Raw genomic sequence first — 17,427 nt, 5'->3', positions numbered from 1 at the left:
CCAAAATCCTCAGCGACAACTTGCACGCCCTATGCTGCCTCAGCGCCGCGCAGGAACATGAGATTGACTCGGACCGTCGTATCAACCGAACCTTCGCCATCACGGCTCTCAAACCTGTCCTGTCAGCGGCGCTGCTCGGCTTGCGCTGGGCCAAGGCTGCCCTGAATGAGACCTTGGCTTTGATCGCAACACGTGCCCATCGCGTGCGACCGGATCGCAACAAACCTCGTCCGCCTCGCCCAAAGCCTCATCGACATGCCGCTTATAAGGCTTGTTGATGCTTACAGTAACTTGGGTGGATTGGGCGCTGCCCTGGGACATCGACCGTGTGCTGCATGACTTCGGCTTCCCGATGGGCCCGTTCGCGATGAGCGACCTGGCGGGACTGGACCTGGGCTGGGTGCGCGAGCGCTCGACCGGCTCGACGCTGCGCGAGATCCTTTGCGAGATGGACCGGCGCGGCCAGAAGACCGGCGCGGGCTACTACGACTACGACGCGCAGCGCAATGCGCGGCCGTCGCCGGTGGTGGAGCAGATGATCCGCGACTTTGCCGCGCGCCAGGGCCGCACCCGCCGCGCGGTATCCGACCAGGAAATCCTGGAGCGCTGCGTTCTGCCGATGATCAACGAGGGCGCGAAGCTCCTGCAGGAGGGCAAGGCGCTGCGGGCGTCCGATATTGATGTGATTTGGAACAACGGTTATGGCTGGCCGGGGTACCGGGGCGGTCCGATGTTCTATGCCGACACTATCGGGCTCGACAAGGTAGTGCGGACGCTGCGGCAGTACGAGGAAATGCTTGGCGAGGAATTCCATCCCGCGCCATTGCTGGCAGACCTGGCGGCGCGCGGCAAGCGGTTTGCCGATATGCAATAGCGATCCGGGATACGACCGACCCGGACGGGCGCAGCCGTGCACGGCAGTGCACATGGCTGCACCCGATTTTGTTTTGTGAGGCGCGAAGTAACGTGGAGTGAGCTATCAATCTCTCCTAGAATGCACTGACACTGCGTACTTTGTCTCCTGTGCATCGCTTACAACTTTCGCCATCCCTATGCGTTCAGAAAACCAGCGCCTTGCCGGCCTGTTGCACGCCGAAGTCGAAAAAATTGCCGAGAGCTGGGCCACCGAATACCAGTCGTTGTCCGGCGGCCGGGGCTTCACCGGCAACCTTGCCAGCGAGCAGCGCTCCATCCTGCAAGGCCTGCAGGCCGCCTTGCGCGCCAACGGCGATGCGGACGGCTTCGAGCAGGCGCCGTTCGCCGAACTGCGCGAGGCACTCGCCCACTTGTCGGCCTCGCGCGCCGCGCAAGGCGAGACCGCGGACGTGACCAGCGGCTTCGTGCTGTCGCTCAAACGGCCCATTTTCGAGGCGCTGCAGCGCGACCGCAGCAACCTGGATGCGCGGATCGACGTGATCTGGGCCGCGTCCGCCATCGTCGACCGCATGGCGCAGTGGACCATGTCTACCTACCAGCGCAGCCGCGAAGACATCATCCGGCGCCAGCAGCAGGAACTGCTCGAGCTGTCGACGCCGGTGATCAAGCTGTGGGAAGGGGTGCTGGCGGTACCGCTGATCGGTACGCTGGACAGCAGCCGCGCGCAACTGGTGCTGGAAACCCTGTTGCAGCGTATCGTCGAAACCGGCTCCGCACTGGCCATCATCGACATTACCGGCGTGCCGACGGTCGACACGCTGGTGGCCCAGCACCTGATGAAGACGGTGACCGCGATCCGCCTGATGGGCGCGGAGAGCATCATCAGCGGGATCCGGCCGCAGATCGCGCAGACCATCGTGCATCTGGGCATCGACCTGCAAGGCATCGTGACCAAGGCAACGCTGGCCGACGCGCTGGCCACCGCCATGCGGCTGACGGGGCACGCCGTGACCCGCCAGCCGGCCTGACCGGGAGGCAGACCATGGAGCGAATTCCGATCCTGCGGATGGGGTCCTACCTGCTGGTCACGATCCAGATCGACATGGAAGACCAGACCGCGCTGCGGCTGCAGGAAGACCTGGCGGCAAGCATCGAGCAGAACACCGCGCGCGGGGTGCTGATCGACGTCTCGGCGCTGGAAATGGTCGATTCGTTTATCGGCCGCATGCTCGTCGGCATTTCCGATATCGCACGCATCCTGGGCGCGGCCACGGTGGTAGTCGGCATCCGCCCGGCCGTGGCGATCACGCTGGTGGAACTCGGGCTGCCCCTGACCGGCGTCAGGACCGCGCTCAACGTCGAGCGCGGCATGGCGCTGCTGGACAAGGCGCAGCGGAGTGAGCTCAGGTGACGCAATCCGCGCTTGGCACCACTGGGACGATCCCGCTGCGCGACGAGCGCGATGTCGTGCAGGCCCGCTCGGTCGTGCGTGCGCTGACCGCCCAGCTGCAGTTTTCACTGGTCGAGCAGACTAAGATGATTACGGCGGCCAGCGAACTGGCCCGCAATGCGGTGGTGCACGGGCATGGCGGCGAAATGCGCTGGGAATTCATCGACGAAGGCGTACGCCGGGGCTTGCGGCTGCATTTCGAGGACAAGGGCCCTGGCATCCCCGACGTTTCCCTGGCGCTGACCGATGGCTGGACCACCGGCAATGGCCTCGGCATGGGCCTGTCCGGGAGCCGCCGGCTGGTCAACGATTTCTCCATCCGTACCCAAGTCGGGGAGGGAACCTGTGTCAGTGTCACTCGGTGGAAGTAGCGGACAGGGTCCCGCCGTCGTGCTTCCCATGGATGACGCCAGCCGGGTCGGCGAAGCCCGCCGGCTCGCGGCCGACCTGTGCGCGCGGCTGGCTTTCGACAGCGTGCTGGCGGGCCGCATCGCCGTGGTCGCGAACGAGCTTTGCAGCAACCTGGTACGCCATGCGGTGGGCGGCCGGATGTACATTGGCGCCCGCGCCGTGGGCGACGGCATGCTGATCGAGCTGATCTCGCTGGATAACGGGCCCGGCATGCACGACCTGCAGGCATGCATGCGCGATGGCTATTCCAGCGCGGGCAGCGCCGGGGAGGGGCTGGGCGCCGTGCAGCGCATGGCCGACGACTTCGATATCGTCAGCCGCCTTGGCCAGGGCAGCGTCATCCTGGCGCGGTTCTATCGCGAACGGGAGCCGGGTGGCCGCCCGGTACGGGCGGCGCCGTTGCGCGGCTGCCTGGTCGGGGCGGTATGCCTGGCCGCACCCGGCGAGCAGGTCAGCGGCGACGGCTGGGGCGTGGCGCAGCACGAGAACGGCGCCGACGTGGTACTGGCCGACGGCCTCGGGCATGGCCCGCTGGCCGCCGACGCAGCCAGGGCCGCGCTGGCGGCGTTTGCGGAGAAGCCCTGCGGCAGCCCGTCCCAGGTCCTCGAACGCGCTCACGCGGCACTGCGCAGCACCCGTGGCGCGGCCGTCAGCGCGGCGCGGCTGGACCTGCGCGGCAACCAGATCCATTTCGCCGGGGCCGGCAATGTGATGGGCCGCGTTATCTCGGGCACCGCGGACCGCACGCTGCTGCCGCAGCACGGCACCGCGGGGATCCAGGTACATGCCATCCAGGAACAGGTGATGGAATGGCCGGCCCATGCGCTGGTGATCCTGTTCTCGGATGGCGTGCAGTCGCGCTGGCGCCTGGAGGATGCCAGCCTGTTGCGGCACGATCCCACGCTGATCGCGGCGTTTATCGTGTGGAAGTTCGGCCGGGGCCGGGATGACGCCACCGTGCTGGTGATCCGCCGCGCCGAGGGTTGAGCATGGCCAGCCACGACGACTCCCGCTTGCCGCCGGACACCCCGCTGAGCCCGGACGAACTGCGCGAGGCCCTGGACACCAAGATCCGCGAATGCGACGGCCTGCGCGCGGAACTTGAGGAGACCAACCGCGGCGTGGTGGCGCTGTACGCGGAACTGGACATCCAGGCGGAACAGCTGCGCCAGGCAACCGAGTTGAAGAGCCGCTTCCTCACGTACATGAGCCATGAATTCCGCACTCCCATCGTCGCGATCCAGAGCATCACCCGCCTGCTGATCGATCGCGTGGACGGTCCGCTCACCACCGAGCAGGAACGGCAGGTGATGTTCGTGCGCGAGACCGCCGCGGAGTTTGCCGACATGGTCAACGACCTGCTCGACCTGGCCAGGCTCGAAGCGGGCAGGGTGGATGTGTCGCCGGCGTGGTTCGACATGGTCGCGCTGTTCGATACGCTGCGCGGCATGTTCAAGCCGGTGCTGACCAATCCAGAGGTGGCGCTGATCTTTGAAGAACCGCACGAGGTGCCGAGCCTCTACAGCGACGACCGCAAGCTGTCGCAGATCCTGCGCAACTTCATCTCCAACGCGCTCAAGTTCACGCCGCGCGGCGAAGTCCGTGTTTCCGCGAAGCTGGTGGGCGAGCACGAGGTCATGTTCTCGGTCAAGGACACTGGCATTGGCATCCCCGCGGCAATGCATGGCGCGGTGTTCCAGGATTTCGTGCAGATCGATTCGCCGCTGCAGCGCCGCCTGCGCGGCTCAGGGCTTGGCCTTGCGCTCAGCAAGCGGCTGGCCGAGGTGCTGGGCGGGCGGGTCGGTTTCGAAAGCGAAGTCGATGTGGGCTCGCGCTTTTACGTCACGCTGCCGCTCACCTATCCCGCAGCGCCGGCGGCGGCGGGCGCGGCAAAGGCATGATCATGGACCCGCAATCCACGCAGCAGGCGGCACCGTCCGCGTCATCTCCGCTCGTACTGGTCGTCGACGACAACCCAATCACCCGCTATTCGACCGTGCGCGTGCTCAAGAGCGCCGGGTTCCGCACGACCGAGGCCGATTGCGGGCTGGACGCCTTGCGCCTGGCAAGGGCACCGGGCATTTCCGTGATGGTGCTCGACGTCAACCTGCCTGATATCGACGGGATCCAGGTGTGCGAACGGCTGCGTGCCGACCCGGATACCACGACGCTGCCGGTGATCCACCTGTCGGCCACCTACGTGCAGGATTACGACAAGGCGCGCGGGCTGAATGCCGGTGCCACGGCCTACCTGATCCATCCCGCCGAACCGGAAGTGCTGATTGCCACGGCCTCGGCGCTGGCGCGTGCCGCCGCGGCCGAGCGCTCATTGCGCGAGAGCGAGGCACGCCTGCGCGCGATCTACCAGCAGGCCACCAGCGGCATCTGCGTTCTCGATGCCCGCGGCCAGCTGATTGACGTCAATCCCGCCATGCTGACACTGCTGCGCCGGCCGGCCTCGGATCTGCTCGGGCAGTCCGTCACCGCGCTGGCGCCCGGCGATTTTGCCGAGCGCGCCGCCGAAGCCACCGTGCCAGCGGACGAGGGATGGCAGGGATCGTTCCCGCTGCTCGACGCGGCGGGAGAGCCGGTCCACCTCGACTGGAGAATTTCCCCTAGCACGCCATCGGGCGACCGGGTCGCGGTCGTGACGGACGCTACCGAGCGGCTCAACCTTGAGCGCCAGCAGGAACAGCTGATCGAACGCGAGCAGGCGGCACGTGCCGGCGTTGAACGCGTGAACCGCATGAAGGACGAGTTCATCGCCATCCTGTCGCACGAGCTGCGCAACCCGCTCAATGTGATCTCGGTCTGGACCCATGTGCTGGGGCGCCATGTCAGCACCGACGAAGGGCGCCGCGGGCTGGCCGCGGTCGAACGCAATGTCGCCATCCAGCAGCGGCTGGTGGCTGACCTGGTCGACGTGTCGCTGCTCAATGTCGGCAAGATGAAGCTCGAGCGCGAGATGGCCAACCCAGCCACAGTCATTCGCGCCGCACTCGACAGCATGCAACTGATGGCCAGCGAGAAGCGGCTGTCGCTTCAGGGGGAAATCGCCCCGGACCTGGCGCAGGCTGCGTGGCTCGATCCGGCGCGCTTCCAGCAGATCCTGTGGAACCTCATCTCCAACGCGATCAAGTTCTCGCCCGAAGGCGCCACCGTCCGCGTGATCGCGAAGTCCGATACGGAGACCCTGAGCGTGTCCGTGGTCGACGCGGGCCGTGGCATCGATCCGGAATTCCTGCCGTTCCTGTTCGACCGCTTTACCCAGAGCGAAGGTGCCAACCGTCGCGCCCAGGGCGGGCTGGGCCTCGGCCTGGCGATCGTCAAGCGCCTTGCCGAAATGCATGGCGGCGTCGTGCAGGCCTACAGCCAGGGTTTGGGCCATGGCGCCACCTTCGAGATCGCCATCCCGCTGCTGACCCCGAGCGCCGAGCCGGAGGAGGCAGATTCTGCCGGCGGTACCGACCACGGCGCACCCGGCACCGCGACGCGGCTGGACGGACTCGATATCGTGCTGGTGGAAGACGACAGCGATGCGGCCGCCGCCCTGAGCGCCATCCTGGCCGGCTTTGGCGCCCATGTCCGCAGCGCCCGCGACAGCGACGACGCACTGGCGCAGATGGCGAACGCCACGCCGGACCTGATCATCAGCGACATCGGCCTGCCGGGCCGCGACGGCAATGAACTGGTCCGCGAAGTGCGCGCGCAGGAGGTGGTCGGGTCCCGCGCGCGCGTGCCGGCCATCGCCCTGACCGCCTTCACGCGCCAACAGGACCGGCGCCTGGCGATGGAAAGCGGCTTCGATGCGGTGTGCGCGAAGCCGCTGCGCCTGCAGGAACTGATGAGCGCGATCGAGATGGCGCTGCCGGGCGGAAAGTACGGCTAGGCCACGGCCGCAAGCACGCCGCTGATTGTCATTCGAGGCGGATACTCGACGCGCTGTTCTCCGGCATTGCCTAGGCCAATGCCCCGTCGGAATAGACGTCGAACTTGCGCGCCGGATCCGCTGACACGCCGCTGCGGTCCAGGCCCGAAATGTACTGCGCATTGGCGGCCGGAGCCTCGGTGCTGGCGCCTTCGGCAAACACATCGAAGCGGCCGGCGCGTGCGCCGTCGCTGAACACATCGTGCATGCCGACCCGGAACGAATAGCCGTACTTGTCGCCGGCATGCCCGCTGTCGCGCGGCGCTGCGGCATGGGCGACGCTGGCGGTGCAGGCCACTGCGATCGCGGCGGTGGCAAGGAACGTGTGAGCGAACTGTCGAATCATGGCGGTACTCCGATAAACGGTAAGGAGAAGCAGAAAAACGGTCAGAGAAAGCGGGCAGAACGCTGCAGCGTCCGCTTGCTCTTACGCAGGAGCCATGCCACCGGATGCAGTGGCAGGAAAATGCCGCCGGCGTCCCGCCACGCGTGCAAATGCCGCTCGTCCATCGGCAAGAGTGTTGGGCGCGGCCCGACTTGCGGCGCATGCGCCGCCCTTGCCAACCAACAACCGACATCGCGGGGAGCCTCCTGCCCCTCGCCTCGCCTCAGCGTTTACCCGGTGCCGATTTCTGGCCCGTGTAAGAAGCAGGTAAGGGGCGGCCATTAACTTATGCAGCACGGACTCGCGGCGTCCCGCCACGGGTGAACCGGGCAAGACCACGCATAGATGGCAGGAGACAGGAATGCATGAAGATCTGGTCAGGCGACTGAAGGCCAATCCCAATTACTTGCGGCTTGTGCGCAGGCGTTCGCGCCTCGGCTGGCTGCTGACCGCGGCGACGCTGGTGATCTACTACGGCTACGTGCTGCTGATCGCCTTCGACAAGGAACTGCTTGCCAGGAAGATGGGCGAGGGCGTGATGACGTGGGGCATGCCGATCGGGCTGTTCGTGATCGTCTTCACGGTGGTCATCACCGGGCTGTATGTGCAGCATGCCAACCGCACCTACGACGAGCTGACCGAACGTATCAAGCGGGAGGTCGCATGAACGCCCGTCACGCAATCTTCGGCGCCGCGGCGCTGCTGCTGTCGGCGGGCGTGTTCGCCGCCGGCGGCGACATGGGGCAGGCCGTGCGCCAGCCGACCAACTGGACCGCCATCGGCATGTTCGTGGTGTTCGTCCTCGGCACGCTCTACATCACCAAGTGGGCGGCCTCCAAGACCAAGTCCGCCGCGGCGTTCTACACCGGCGGCGGTGGCATCACCGGCTTCCAGAACGGCCTGGCGATCGCCGGCGACTTCATGTCTGCGGCGTCGTTCCTTGGCATATCCGCCGCGGTGTATGCCAACGGCTATGACGGGCTGATCTATTCGATCGGCTTCCTGGTGGGCTGGCCCGTCATCACGTTCCTGATGGCGGAGCGGCTGCGCAACCTGGGCCGCTTCACCTTTGCCGACGTCGCCGCGTACCGCTTCAAGCAAGCGCCGGTGCGAGCGTTCGCGGCGTCGGGCACGCTGGTGGTGGTGGCGTTCTACCTGATCGCGCAGATGGTCGGCGCGGGGCAGCTGATCAAGCTGCTGTTCGGGCTGGAATACTGGGTCGCGGTGGTCATCGTCGGCGCGCTGATGATGGTGTACGTGCTGTTCGGCGGCATGACCGCGACCACCTGGGTGCAGATCATCAAGGCTTGCCTGCTGCTTGGCGGCGCCTCGTTCATGGCGTTCATGGTGCTGGCGCAGTATCAGTTCAGCCCCGAGGCGCTGTTCGCCAAGGCGGTGGAGGTCCATGCCAAGCAGGACTCGATCATGAGCCCGGGCAACTTCATCAAGGATCCCGTCTCCGCGATCTCGTTCGGCATTGCGCTGATGTTCGGCACCGCCGGCCTGCCGCACGTGCTGATGCGCTTCTTTACCGTGCCCAATGCCAAGGAGGCGCGCAAGTCGGTGTTCTGGGCGACCACGTGGATCGGGTACTTCTACATCCTGACCTTTATCATCGGCTTCGGCGCGATCGTGCTGGTGGGTACCAACGCCAGCTTCCAGGACGGCAGCGGCAAGCTGCTGGGCGGCATCAACATGGCGGCGGTGCACCTGGCCAGCGCGGTGGGCGGCAACGTGTTCCTCGGCTTCATCTCCGCCGTGGCCTTTGCCACCATCCTCGCGGTGGTCGCGGGCCTGACGCTTGCCGGTGCCTCGGCCGTCTCGCACGATCTCTATGCCACGGTCTTCAAGAAGGGTCAGGCAACGAGTTCGGTGGAACTGCGCGTCTCGCGCATCACCACGATCATCCTTGGCCTGGTCGCGGTGGTGCTCGGCATCGTGTTCGAGAAGCAGAACATCGCCTTCATGGTGTCGCTGGCGTTTGCCGTGGCGGCGTCGGCCAACTTCCCGGTGCTGTTCATGTCGGTGCTGTGGAAGGGCTGCACCACCCGCGGCGCCACGGTCGGCGGCTTTATCGGGCTGTTGTCGGCGGTGGTGCTGACCATCCTGTCGCAGGCGGTGTGGGTGGACGTGTTCCACTTCAGCAGCGCGCCGTTCCCCTACACGTCGCCGGCGCTGTTCTCGATGACTGCCGGCTTCCTGGGGATCTGGTTCTTCTCGGTGACAGACAAGTCGACGCGGGCCCGCGTGGACAAGGCTGGCTTCGAGGCGCAGGAACTGCGTTCCGAGACCGGCATCGGCGCGGTGGAGGGAGCCAGCCACTGAAGCAGGCAGTACCGTTCCGGTAAATGTGAAGTCAACGTGGCGCCCGGGCATTCGACTCCAGTCGGATGCCCGGGCGCCACGCATTTGGGCTCCTGCGCGGAGCGTTGTCAAATTCTATTGAACATTTTGTCAATGTCGATTGGGATTGTATAGGCTATTTATCCAAGCAAGAATGATGGGCTGACCGCGCCACACCTCAGCGCCACACCGCAGCCACGCCTGCCATGCGTGCCGCCAGCCCGGCATGGGCTACGATTTCCCAAAGACGGCTCGTACCTCGAAACAGCCCAAGGAGACAAGACTTGCAGACGCCCGAATCATCCCAAGGCATCGACTTCCCGCTTGAGGGGGTGCGCGTACTCGATCTGTCGCGTGTGTTTGCCGGCCCGCTGTGCGGGCAGGTCCTGGCCGATTTCGGCGCAGAAGTCGTCAAGGTGGAGCACCCCGGACGCGGCGACGATACGCGCGACTGGGGCATGCGCATCGGCAAGACCGAGACCACGTACTTCAACAGCATGAACCGCAACAAGCGGTCGATCACGCTGGACCTGCAGAGCAGGGAAGGCGTGCAGATCGTCTACGACCTGCTGCCGCAGTTCGACGTGGTCATCCACAATTTCAAGACCGGCGGCGCCGAGAAGCTGGGCCTGGGCTACGAACAGCTCAAGGCCATCAAGCCCGAACTGATCTACTGCGCGGTATCCGGCTACAACAGCAGCGGCCCCGAGGCCAAGCGCCCTGGCTATGACCTGGTGATCCAGGGCGAGGCCGGGCTGATGGCGCTCAATGGCGAAGCCGACACGCCGCCGCTGAAGTTTGGCGTGGCCGTGGTGGACCTGATGACCGGCATGTACGCCGCGCAGGCCGTGCTGGCGGCACTGTTCCGCCGCGAGCGCAAGGGCAAGGGCCAGCTGATCGAAATGGCGCTGTACGACTGCGGCCTGATGGTGACCGGCTACTACGGCCTGGACGCCATGCTGCTGGGGCGCGATCCGGCCCGCTACGGCAATGCCCATCCGTCGATCGTGCCCTACGGCATGTTCGAGGCCGCCGATGGCCCGCTGATCATCGCGGTGGGCAACAACAGCCAGTTCGACAAGTTCTGCCGCCAGGTGATCGAGCGCCCGGACGTCGTCGAGGATCCGCGCTACGCCACCAATGTCGAGCGCGCCAGAAACCGCGAGACGCTGACCCCGCTGATCACGGGCCTGATCCGCAGCTTTGCGCGCGACCTGCTGCTCGAGCGCATGAGCGCCTGCGGCATTCCGTGCGGCAAGGTGGCAGGGCTGCACGAGGCACTGACCAGCGAACGCACCCGCCAGGGCGGCCTGCTGCGCGAGATGCCGCATCCGGTCGCAGGCACCACCCATGTGTTCGCGCCGCCTTACCGGCTCGATGGCCAGCGCCTGCCGATCCGCAGCGCGCCGCCCACGCTGGGCGAAGGCACGCGGGCCGTGCTGCAAAACCTGCTGCAGCTGAGCGACGAGCAGTTGCAGGCGCTGCAGGCCAGCGGCGTGCTGACGCTGCCGGACGCGTCCGCCTGAGCATTCGCGCCGCGCGTGGTGCCCATGGCAGGCCCATGGCGCACGCGCAGCGCGCCCGGCAAGGGGGCTGGATTGCCTTGCGCTGATTCAACTGGAACAAGAAAGTGCGTATTCGAGACATTACCCGTATGGTTCACTCCCGCCGCCGCGCGATCCTGGCGCTGGCCGCCGCACCGCTGCTGGTCAGCGGCGCCTTCGCCCAATCGTGGCCAGCCAAGCCCATCAAGCTGGTCGTGCCATTCCCGCCGGGCGGGCCCACGGATACCGCATCGCGCATCGTCGGCCAGAAGCTGGGCGAAGCCCTCAAGCAGCCGGTGGTGGTGGAAAACCGCGCCGGTGCGTCGGGCTCCATCGCCGCGGCCCAGGTCGCCAAGAGCGCGCCGGATGGCTACACGCTGATGATGCTGGCCACGCCGACGCTGCTGGCACCGTTCCTGTACAAGAAGGCGGGATACGACACCACCAAGGATTTCACGCCGGTGGCGACGGTCTATGACCTGCCGATCGTGGTGGTGGTCAACCCGACGCTGCTGCCCAACGTGACCGACCTGTCCAAGCTGATCGCGCAGGCCAAGGCGCAGCCGGGCAAGCTCAACTACACCAGCTCCGGCGCCGGCAGCTTCGGCCATCTGAGCATGGAACTGCTCAAGCAGATGGGCGGCTTCGAGATGCAGCACGTGCCCTACAAGGGCGGGGTGCCGGCGATCAGCGACACCATCGGCGGCCAGGTGCCCATCATGTACGCCGACCTGGTCGCGGCGCTGCCGCACATCCAGGCCGGCAAGCTGCGCGCCATCGCCGTCGGCTCGCCGCAGCGCGTGGCCATGCTGCCCGACGTCAAGACCATTGCCGAGCAGGGCTTCAAGGGCTATGACGCGGTGTCGTGGGGCGGGCTGCTGGCGCCGCCGGGCACGCCCAAGGACGTGGTCGACCGCATCTCCGGCGAAGTCGGCAAGATCCTGGCTGACAAGGACGTGCAGGACAAGCTGCTGAAGGCGGGCGCCATCGCCGGCTACCAGGCACCGGCACAGATGGGCCAGCGCATCCGCTCGGACTATGCCAAGTGGGGCAAGGTCATCCGCGACAAGGGCATCGCGGTCGAATAACGCGTTTCGCCCGCAACGGGTTGCCGCGAGAGAACGACAGCGCGCTTTCCCGCCCGCAAGCCTCGCGTCATGTGCGCTGACGCAGGCTTGCGAAAACCAGCACTTGTATGACGCGCCAACTAGCGACTAGCTTGGAAGCCTTGGACCGATTCACGATGGGGCATCATGATGAAAAGGATCCTGTGGCGCCTGCCCTCGCTGGTTGCCGCGGCTGTTGCCGCGTGCCTTTTCGCCGTCGGCGGCGCATGGGCCTCCGACATCGCATGCAGGTCGCCTGCGGGCGAATCCACGGTCCGCTGCAATAATCCGGATGGTTCCGGCGTGCGATGCTCGCTGGCGACCGACGAGCCCAGGCCGCGCCAGCGGCAGGCCCTGATCTGCGATTCCTCCAGGCTGTCCGACCGTTACGAGCGCATCTACGCCGAGCAGCAACGGATGTTGCGCAAGGGCAGGATCGACAATGCCGACATCACGGCGTGGCGTGCGCGGCGCGATGCCTGCGAGTCGGCACGCTGCCTGGAAAGCCTGTTCGCCCGCTTCTGGCGGGAACGGGACTCGATGAAAAATGCGTCGGAGCGGCCTGTACCGACGCCGCCCACGGCCAAAGTCACGATAAAGCCGATAGTCCCGGCAACTCCGGCAACCCTGCCCCTCCAGGAGCCGGCAGCCACGCCAGCGCCGGCCCCAGCCCTGGTGGCCCCTCCACTGGTGGCCCCTGCACTGGTCGCCGTACCCGACGAACCACCGGCGCAGCCCGCTCCGGACGCATTGCCGGTGGCAGCGTTGCTTGCCACGCAAGCGGCTCAGGAACCGGAGGTGCCCGCACGGCCGCCGGTTGCCGCCGCCGCGCCACCGCGGCCAGACCCTGGGATGGCGTCGCTTCCGTTCATCGAGAGCTTCAATACCACCCCCGCCCGGGCCTACCCGGCCGCGCTGACCGCGGAGAGCGTATTTTCCGGGCTGGCCGTGCTCGGCATGGGTGCCGGTTTCCTGTGGACGCGGCGAACGGCGGGTGCAGGGCAGGGACGGCCTCGCGCCGTCTCCGCGGCCATCGCGATCCTTTTCTTCGGCTTGCTGTTGGTGAATGCGCTCTTGTTGCCGTTTACGCTCGCCTTGTAGCAGCAATGGGTGAATGGACGTGGCTCATTGCCGGTGGCGCTCGAGGAACGCCGCGATCACCGGGTTGACCGTCTCCGGATGCGTCAACGGGCCCATATGCCCGAGCTGCGCGAACTCCACCACTTCCACCCGCGGCAGTGCCGCCGTCAGCAGCCGCGCCACGCCATGCGCCGACGGCGTCGAGCGCTTGCCGGCCAGGTAGAGCACCGGTACGTCGAGTGAGCGGAATGCCTGCAGCGGCGTGGGCTCCGTGAACAGCGCATGCGCCCACCGGCGGACATTCTTCACCGACGCGGCAATCGGTGGCTTGCGTTGTGCGGGTGTCTGCCGCCACGCTCCCGCTCCCATCCAGTAGTCGATAAAGTGCCCGGCAGCGGCGTCTTCGTTGCCGGCGTCGAGCGCGGCGGCCGCGGCGGCGACGGTATGGCGAATGCCATCGGCGTCATTCGGCGCGGGCTGTTGCGCATCGAGCAGCGAGAACAGCGTGGGCTCGTACAGCACGACGGCGCGCACGCGGCCGGGTTGCGCCAGCGCGGCGACCAGTGCCACCGCGGCGCCATACGAATGCCCCACCAGGGCCAGCGACGTGCCAGCCTTGCCAAGCACCGGCTCGATCAGCGTCACCTCGTCGCGCAGCGAAATGACCCGGTCCGACGGCCAGTGCGGACCCTGGCCCGCGTCATAGGAATCGGGCGCCAGGACGTGGAACCTCGGTGCGAGGTGTTCCATCAGCGCACGCCATTGTCCTGAGGTGCCGGCATTGGCATGGATGCAGACGACGCCGGGTCCGGTCCCCGCCTCACGGAGGAAGGGCTGAGAGGGCACAGGCAGCGATGCCGAGTGAAATGAACGCATGGCAGTCTCCTCAGGTGGGTTGGACCTGCCCGGCAACGACGGGCAGCGGGCGTGCCTCGCGGATCGGCAGGTGCAGCATCGCGGCAAGCAGGCAAAGCGCGATGTCGGCCTGCCACATCCAGTCGTAGCTGCCGGTCATCTCGAACGCCTTGCCACCAAGCCAGGCGCCGAGAAATCCGCCAAGCTGGTGCGACAGCATGACGACGCCGAATAGCGTGGCCAGATAGCGGGCCCCGCGCAGCCTGGCGACCAGGCCGATGGTCGGCGGAACGGTCGACAGGTAGGTGAAACCGAGCCCGGCAGCAAACAGGGCGAAGCTCACCGGCGTCTTCGGCGCCATGAAGAACGCCATGATCAGCAAGGCCCGCGCGAAGTAAAGGACGGCCAGCGCATATTTCATCGACGCGGCCTGGATAACCTTGCCGATGAACAGGCTCCCCAGGATGTTGCACAGGCCGATCAGCGACAGCGACCACGCGCTGACCGTGGCGGGCATTCCACAAAGCGCGACCACGCCGGGCAGGTGCGTCGAAATGAAGGCAATGTGGAAGCCACAGGCGAAGAAGCCTGCGCTGAGAAGTAGAAAGCTGGGATCGCGCAATGCGCCGCGTAATGCTTCTCCCACCCTGGCCTCGCCAACCTTGGCCCCGCACTCCGTACTGTCGCCCGCGGCGCTGGCGTGGGCGTTGGCATGCGCCGGCGCCGCGCGGGTGATGACCCGGATTGCCGGGATCGCGGCCAGTCCTGCGGCGCCCAGCAGCACCAGGGCCGGCTGCCAGCCCGCGGTGCCGATCAGCAACTGGGTCAGGGGCAGGATCGTGAACTGGCCGACCGAGCCGCCCGCGTTGACAATGCCGCTCGCCATGGCGCGGTGTACCTCGGGGATCAGCCGGTTCGCTGCCGACATCAGCATGGCCGGCCCGATCGCCCCGGAGCCGGCAGCGGCGGCCACCCCGATTAGCAGCATCAGTGCAATGGCATTGTCCGCGGCCGGCGTGGCCGCGACCGCGGCCGCAAACAGCGTGGCACCGGCGATCATCACCGGCCGCGGTCCCCAGCGGTCGGCGATCGCGCCCGCGACCGGCTGCGCCACGCCCCACATCAGCTGCGAGACACCAAAGGCCAGGCTGACGGTGGCATAGCCGACGCCGGTATGAGAGTTGAGTAAGCTGATGAAGAGCGGCAGCGACTGGCGCAGGCCCAGCCCCAGCGCGAAGACCGCTCCGGCCGCGAGGGCGATGGTCAGATGACTGCGGCTGCGCACACGCACGGTGGTGTCCATGGTCCTGTCTCCTTTCCTGTCTGTTCCAGGTCGTTCCGGTCCCGATCTTTTGCCGCGCGCGTGGAAGGGCGCGTGGTAGCCGGCGTGGAAATTGCCGTGGAATCTCACCGGCCGCCCGATCCCGGCATCCCGCCTGTGCAGATCCGGATGCTTGGGCCGCTTCGTGTCCATCAGCAGGGCATTGCGCTTTCGCTGCCGGCGTCGAGGAAAGTCCGCGCACTGCTCGCATACCTGGCACTTGCGCCACGGCCTGTATTGCGCAGCCAGCTGTGCGAACTGCTGTGGGAGGTGCCCAACGATCCACGCGGCGAATTACGCTGGTGCCTCAGCCGGATCCGCAAGCTCGTCGATTCCGATGCACGGCAGCGGCTGCGCACCAGAGGGGACACGATCTGGCTGGACCTGACAGACGGGTTTGTCGACGCGCTGGCGGTCTCGCAGGCGATGGAAGCAGGCGTCACGACACTGGCAGCGGAGCGGCAGCGCGACCTGGCGGTGCTGTTCGAAGGAGATTTCCTGGAAGGCCTCGAGCTTGGGCGCTGCCCGGCATTCAGCACATGGCTCACCGCGCAACGGCGGCGCCTCCGGGCCTGCCACGTCGCACTGCTTGAGCAGCTCGCGCAGGGCGCTGCCGGCGAAGAAACGTTCGGCTACCTGGACAAGTGGCGCGAACTGGCGCCATTCGACCAGCATGTGCACGCAACCATCCTTGCCGCGCTTGCACGCCAGGGCCGCCTTCGCGAAGGGGAAGAGCATGTCGCCGCAACCACCAGGCTGTTCGAGGCCGAAGGGCTGGACAGCCGGCCGATCCGCAATGCCTGGCGCTCGGCCATGGCCGCGTCGGTGGCTGGGGCGGCCAGCCGCACCGCGGTCGTCGAGGTAGCCGGGGTCGCCAGCGTCGCTGCCGCCACCGACGCCTCACCGGCAATTTCGCGGCACGGCTCCATCGCGGTGATGCCTTTCGTCGACCCTTCCACCGCCGCGCTGGCGCGCGGCGGCGCTGCCGATGCACTGGCGCACGACATCATCACGCGGCTTGCCAAGCTGCGCAGCCTGTTTGTCATTGCACAGGGAACCGTGTTTGCGCTGCATGAGCGCCACGTCGGCGCGGAAGAAGCAGGCCGGACACTGAATGTCGACTACGTCGTGGGCGGCACCGTCAACACGCGGGAAGGGCGCCTGACCGTGACTGTCGAACTGGCCGAGACCCGCAGCGCCCGGATCGTCTGGGCGGACACCTTCCACCACAAGCTGGACGATGCTTTCCTTGTGCTGGAAGAAGTCGGCAACCGCATCGTCGCCTCCATCGCCAGCGAAATCGAGACGCTGGAGCGCAACCGCGCCATCCTGAAGCCACCGGGCTCGCTCGATGCGTGGGAAGCCTACCACTGCGGCCTGTGGCACATGTACCGGTATCGCCGGGCCGACAACGAGATGGCCCGGCATTTCTTCCAGACGGCGCTGCGGATGGATCCCACCTTCTCGCGCGCCTACGCGGGCCTGTCCTTCACGCATTTCCAGGACGCATTCCAGAACTGGGAGAAGCGCGGACCGGAGATCGACAAGGCCTACGAAGCCGCGGTGCAGGGCATGATGGCGGATGACCGCGACCCCGCGGTGCACTGGGCGATGGGCCGGGCGCTGTGGCTGCGGGGCCGCCCCGAAGAGTCCGTCGGCGAGCTGGAGCAATCCATCGACCTGAGCCCCAACTTCGCGTTGGGGCACTACAACCTGTCGTTCGTCCGCTCGATCTCCGGCGACCCGCAGGCGGCTATCGATTCATCGGACCTGTCACGCCAGCTGAGCCCGTTCGACCCGATGCTGTTCGGCATGCTGGCGACGCGGGCGATGGCGCTGGTCCGGCTCGGGCAGTTCGAGGAAGCCGCCGGCTGGGCCGTCAAGGCCGCCGCGCGGCCCAATGTCTTTCCGCATATCCACGCCATCGCCGCCTGCACGCTGGCGCTGGCCGACTCGCTGGAGCGGGCGCGGTCCCAGGCCGCGGCGATCTACAAGGTCGCGCCGCACTATACGCTCGACGACTTCCTGCTGACGTTCCCGTTCGATGCCGACGGGGAAGCGCTGTTCCGGGAAGGAGCGCGGCGTATCGGATTCCGCTGAATGCGCTGAGCCGGCGTTGCAACGGTGG

At 66.9% G+C, this 17,427-nt stretch carries 16 protein-coding genes and 1 pseudogene; 14 read left to right on the top strand and 3 right to left on the bottom strand.

What is annotated here, in order from left to right:
* The 8 genes and pseudogenes from K309_RS42965 to K309_RS0116615 all read left to right on the top strand — a co-directional run.
* Positions 1–278, top strand: a pseudogene (locus K309_RS42965) (IS4 family transposase); the annotation flags it as partial.
* Entirely contained in the window at positions 278–874 is a 597-nt protein-coding gene (locus K309_RS0116645) for a 3-hydroxyacyl-CoA dehydrogenase family protein (protein ID WP_084402452.1), read from the top strand. The pseudogene K309_RS42965 and the gene K309_RS0116645, both read left to right, overlap by 1 nt.
* Before the next feature lie 178 nt (positions 875–1,052).
* Positions 1,053–1,904: an STAS domain-containing protein gene (locus tag K309_RS0116640; RefSeq protein ID WP_029047496.1), complete on the top strand. Its 852-nt coding sequence runs from the start codon at positions 1,053–1,055 to the stop codon at positions 1,902–1,904.
* A 14-nt stretch (positions 1,905–1,918) separates the two neighbouring features.
* Entirely contained in the window at positions 1,919–2,287 is a 369-nt protein-coding gene (locus K309_RS0116635) for an STAS domain-containing protein (RefSeq protein ID WP_029047495.1), read from the top strand.
* Positions 2,284–2,697, top strand: a complete 414-nt coding sequence (locus tag K309_RS0116630; protein ID WP_029047494.1) for an anti-sigma regulatory factor — start codon at positions 2,284–2,286, stop codon at positions 2,695–2,697. The genes K309_RS0116635 and K309_RS0116630 overlap by 4 nt, the downstream gene beginning before the upstream one ends.
* A gap of 28 nt (positions 2,698–2,725) precedes the next feature.
* Positions 2,726–3,724, top strand: a complete 999-nt coding sequence (locus K309_RS0116625) for an ATP-binding SpoIIE family protein phosphatase (protein WP_035877700.1) — start codon at positions 2,726–2,728, stop codon at positions 3,722–3,724.
* 2 nt (positions 3,725–3,726) lie between these two features.
* Complete coding sequence (locus K309_RS0116620; RefSeq protein WP_084402451.1) at positions 3,727–4,638, top strand: sensor histidine kinase; 912 nt, start codon at positions 3,727–3,729, stop codon at positions 4,636–4,638.
* Positions 4,639–4,640: 2 nt separating this feature from the next.
* A complete protein-coding gene (locus tag K309_RS0116615; protein ID WP_029047491.1) occupies positions 4,641–6,626 on the top strand; it encodes a response regulator in 1,986 nt (661 codons plus the stop codon).
* Between the two features lie 70 nt (positions 6,627–6,696).
* Here the strand turns inward: K309_RS0116615 and K309_RS0116610 are convergent, their stop codons facing one another.
* Positions 6,697–7,011: a hypothetical protein gene (locus K309_RS0116610; protein WP_029047490.1), complete on the bottom strand. Its 315-nt coding sequence runs from the start codon at positions 7,009–7,011 to the stop codon at positions 6,697–6,699.
* Positions 7,012–7,411: 400 nt separating this feature from the next.
* Between K309_RS0116610 and K309_RS0116605 the strand changes: the two genes are divergently transcribed.
* The 5 genes from K309_RS0116605 (at position 7,412) to K309_RS0116585 (ending at position 13,144) form a co-directional block, all read left to right on the top strand.
* A complete protein-coding gene (locus tag K309_RS0116605) occupies positions 7,412–7,717 on the top strand; it encodes a DUF485 domain-containing protein (protein ID WP_029047489.1) in 306 nt (101 codons plus the stop codon).
* On the top strand, positions 7,714–9,375 hold the full coding sequence (locus K309_RS0116600; protein ID WP_029047488.1) for a cation acetate symporter: 1,662 nt from the start codon (positions 7,714–7,716) through the stop codon (positions 9,373–9,375). The genes K309_RS0116605 and K309_RS0116600 overlap by 4 nt, the downstream gene beginning before the upstream one ends.
* A 302-nt stretch (positions 9,376–9,677) precedes the next feature.
* Entirely contained in the window at positions 9,678–10,919 is a 1,242-nt protein-coding gene (locus K309_RS0116595; RefSeq protein WP_029047487.1) for a CaiB/BaiF CoA transferase family protein, read from the top strand.
* Between the two features lie 128 nt (positions 10,920–11,047).
* Complete coding sequence (locus K309_RS0116590) at positions 11,048–12,025, top strand: Bug family tripartite tricarboxylate transporter substrate binding protein (RefSeq protein ID WP_029047486.1); 978 nt, start codon at positions 11,048–11,050, stop codon at positions 12,023–12,025.
* Positions 12,026–12,190: 165 nt separating this feature from the next.
* Positions 12,191–13,144, top strand: coding sequence for a hypothetical protein (locus tag K309_RS0116585; RefSeq protein ID WP_051320492.1), 954 nt, complete (start codon positions 12,191–12,193; stop codon positions 13,142–13,144).
* 24 nt (positions 13,145–13,168) lie between these two features.
* On the opposite strand, the gene K309_RS0116580 is transcribed toward K309_RS0116585, so the two are convergent.
* Together K309_RS0116580 and K309_RS0116575 are read right to left on the bottom strand one after the other, a co-directional pair.
* A complete protein-coding gene (locus K309_RS0116580) occupies positions 13,169–13,999 on the bottom strand; it encodes an alpha/beta fold hydrolase (RefSeq protein ID WP_035877697.1) in 831 nt (276 codons plus the stop codon).
* 10 nt (positions 14,000–14,009) lie between these two features.
* On the bottom strand, positions 14,010–15,281 hold the full coding sequence (locus K309_RS0116575) for an MFS transporter (protein ID WP_035877696.1): 1,272 nt from the start codon (positions 15,279–15,281) through the stop codon (positions 14,010–14,012).
* 96 nt (positions 15,282–15,377) lie between these two features.
* Between K309_RS0116575 and K309_RS0116570 the strand changes: the two genes are divergently transcribed.
* Entirely contained in the window at positions 15,378–17,399 is a 2,022-nt protein-coding gene (locus tag K309_RS0116570) for a BTAD domain-containing putative transcriptional regulator (RefSeq protein WP_029047482.1), read from the top strand.
* Positions 17,400–17,427: the final 28 nt, after the last annotated feature.

The organism is Cupriavidus phytohabitans, assembly GCF_000426345.1.
Taxonomy (GTDB): Bacteria; Pseudomonadota; Gammaproteobacteria; order Burkholderiales; family Burkholderiaceae; genus Cupriavidus.
This window is presented reverse-complemented; position numbering and strand designations above follow the sequence as displayed.

What these genes read in the sequence shown, in the direction of transcription:
- K309_RS0116645 (WP_084402452.1), top strand. Translation starts at nt 278, where the DNA reads ATGCTTACAGTAACTTGGGTGGATTGGGCGCTGCCCTGGGACATCGAC.
- K309_RS0116640 (WP_029047496.1), top strand. Translation starts at nt 1,053, where the DNA reads ATGCGTTCAGAAAACCAGCGCCTTGCCGGCCTGTTGCACGCCGAAGTC.
- K309_RS0116635 (WP_029047495.1), top strand. Translation starts at nt 1,919, where the DNA reads ATGGAGCGAATTCCGATCCTGCGGATGGGGTCCTACCTGCTGGTCACG.
- K309_RS0116625 (WP_035877700.1), top strand. Translation starts at nt 2,726, where the DNA reads ATGGATGACGCCAGCCGGGTCGGCGAAGCCCGCCGGCTCGCGGCCGAC.
- K309_RS0116620 (WP_084402451.1), top strand. Translation starts at nt 3,727, where the DNA reads ATGGCCAGCCACGACGACTCCCGCTTGCCGCCGGACACCCCGCTGAGC.
- K309_RS0116615 (WP_029047491.1), top strand. Translation starts at nt 4,641, where the DNA reads ATGGACCCGCAATCCACGCAGCAGGCGGCACCGTCCGCGTCATCTCCG.
- K309_RS0116610 (WP_029047490.1), bottom strand. Translation starts at nt 7,011, where the DNA reads ATGATTCGACAGTTCGCTCACACGTTCCTTGCCACCGCCGCGATCGCA.
- K309_RS0116605 (WP_029047489.1), top strand. Translation starts at nt 7,412, where the DNA reads ATGCATGAAGATCTGGTCAGGCGACTGAAGGCCAATCCCAATTACTTG.
- K309_RS0116600 (WP_029047488.1), top strand. Translation starts at nt 7,714, where the DNA reads ATGAACGCCCGTCACGCAATCTTCGGCGCCGCGGCGCTGCTGCTGTCG.
- K309_RS0116590 (WP_029047486.1), top strand. Translation starts at nt 11,048, where the DNA reads ATGGTTCACTCCCGCCGCCGCGCGATCCTGGCGCTGGCCGCCGCACCG.
- K309_RS0116585 (WP_051320492.1), top strand. Translation starts at nt 12,191, where the DNA reads ATGATGAAAAGGATCCTGTGGCGCCTGCCCTCGCTGGTTGCCGCGGCT.
- K309_RS0116580 (WP_035877697.1), bottom strand. Translation starts at nt 13,999, where the DNA reads ATGCGTTCATTTCACTCGGCATCGCTGCCTGTGCCCTCTCAGCCCTTC.
- K309_RS0116575 (WP_035877696.1), bottom strand. Translation starts at nt 15,281, where the DNA reads ATGGACACCACCGTGCGTGTGCGCAGCCGCAGTCATCTGACCATCGCC.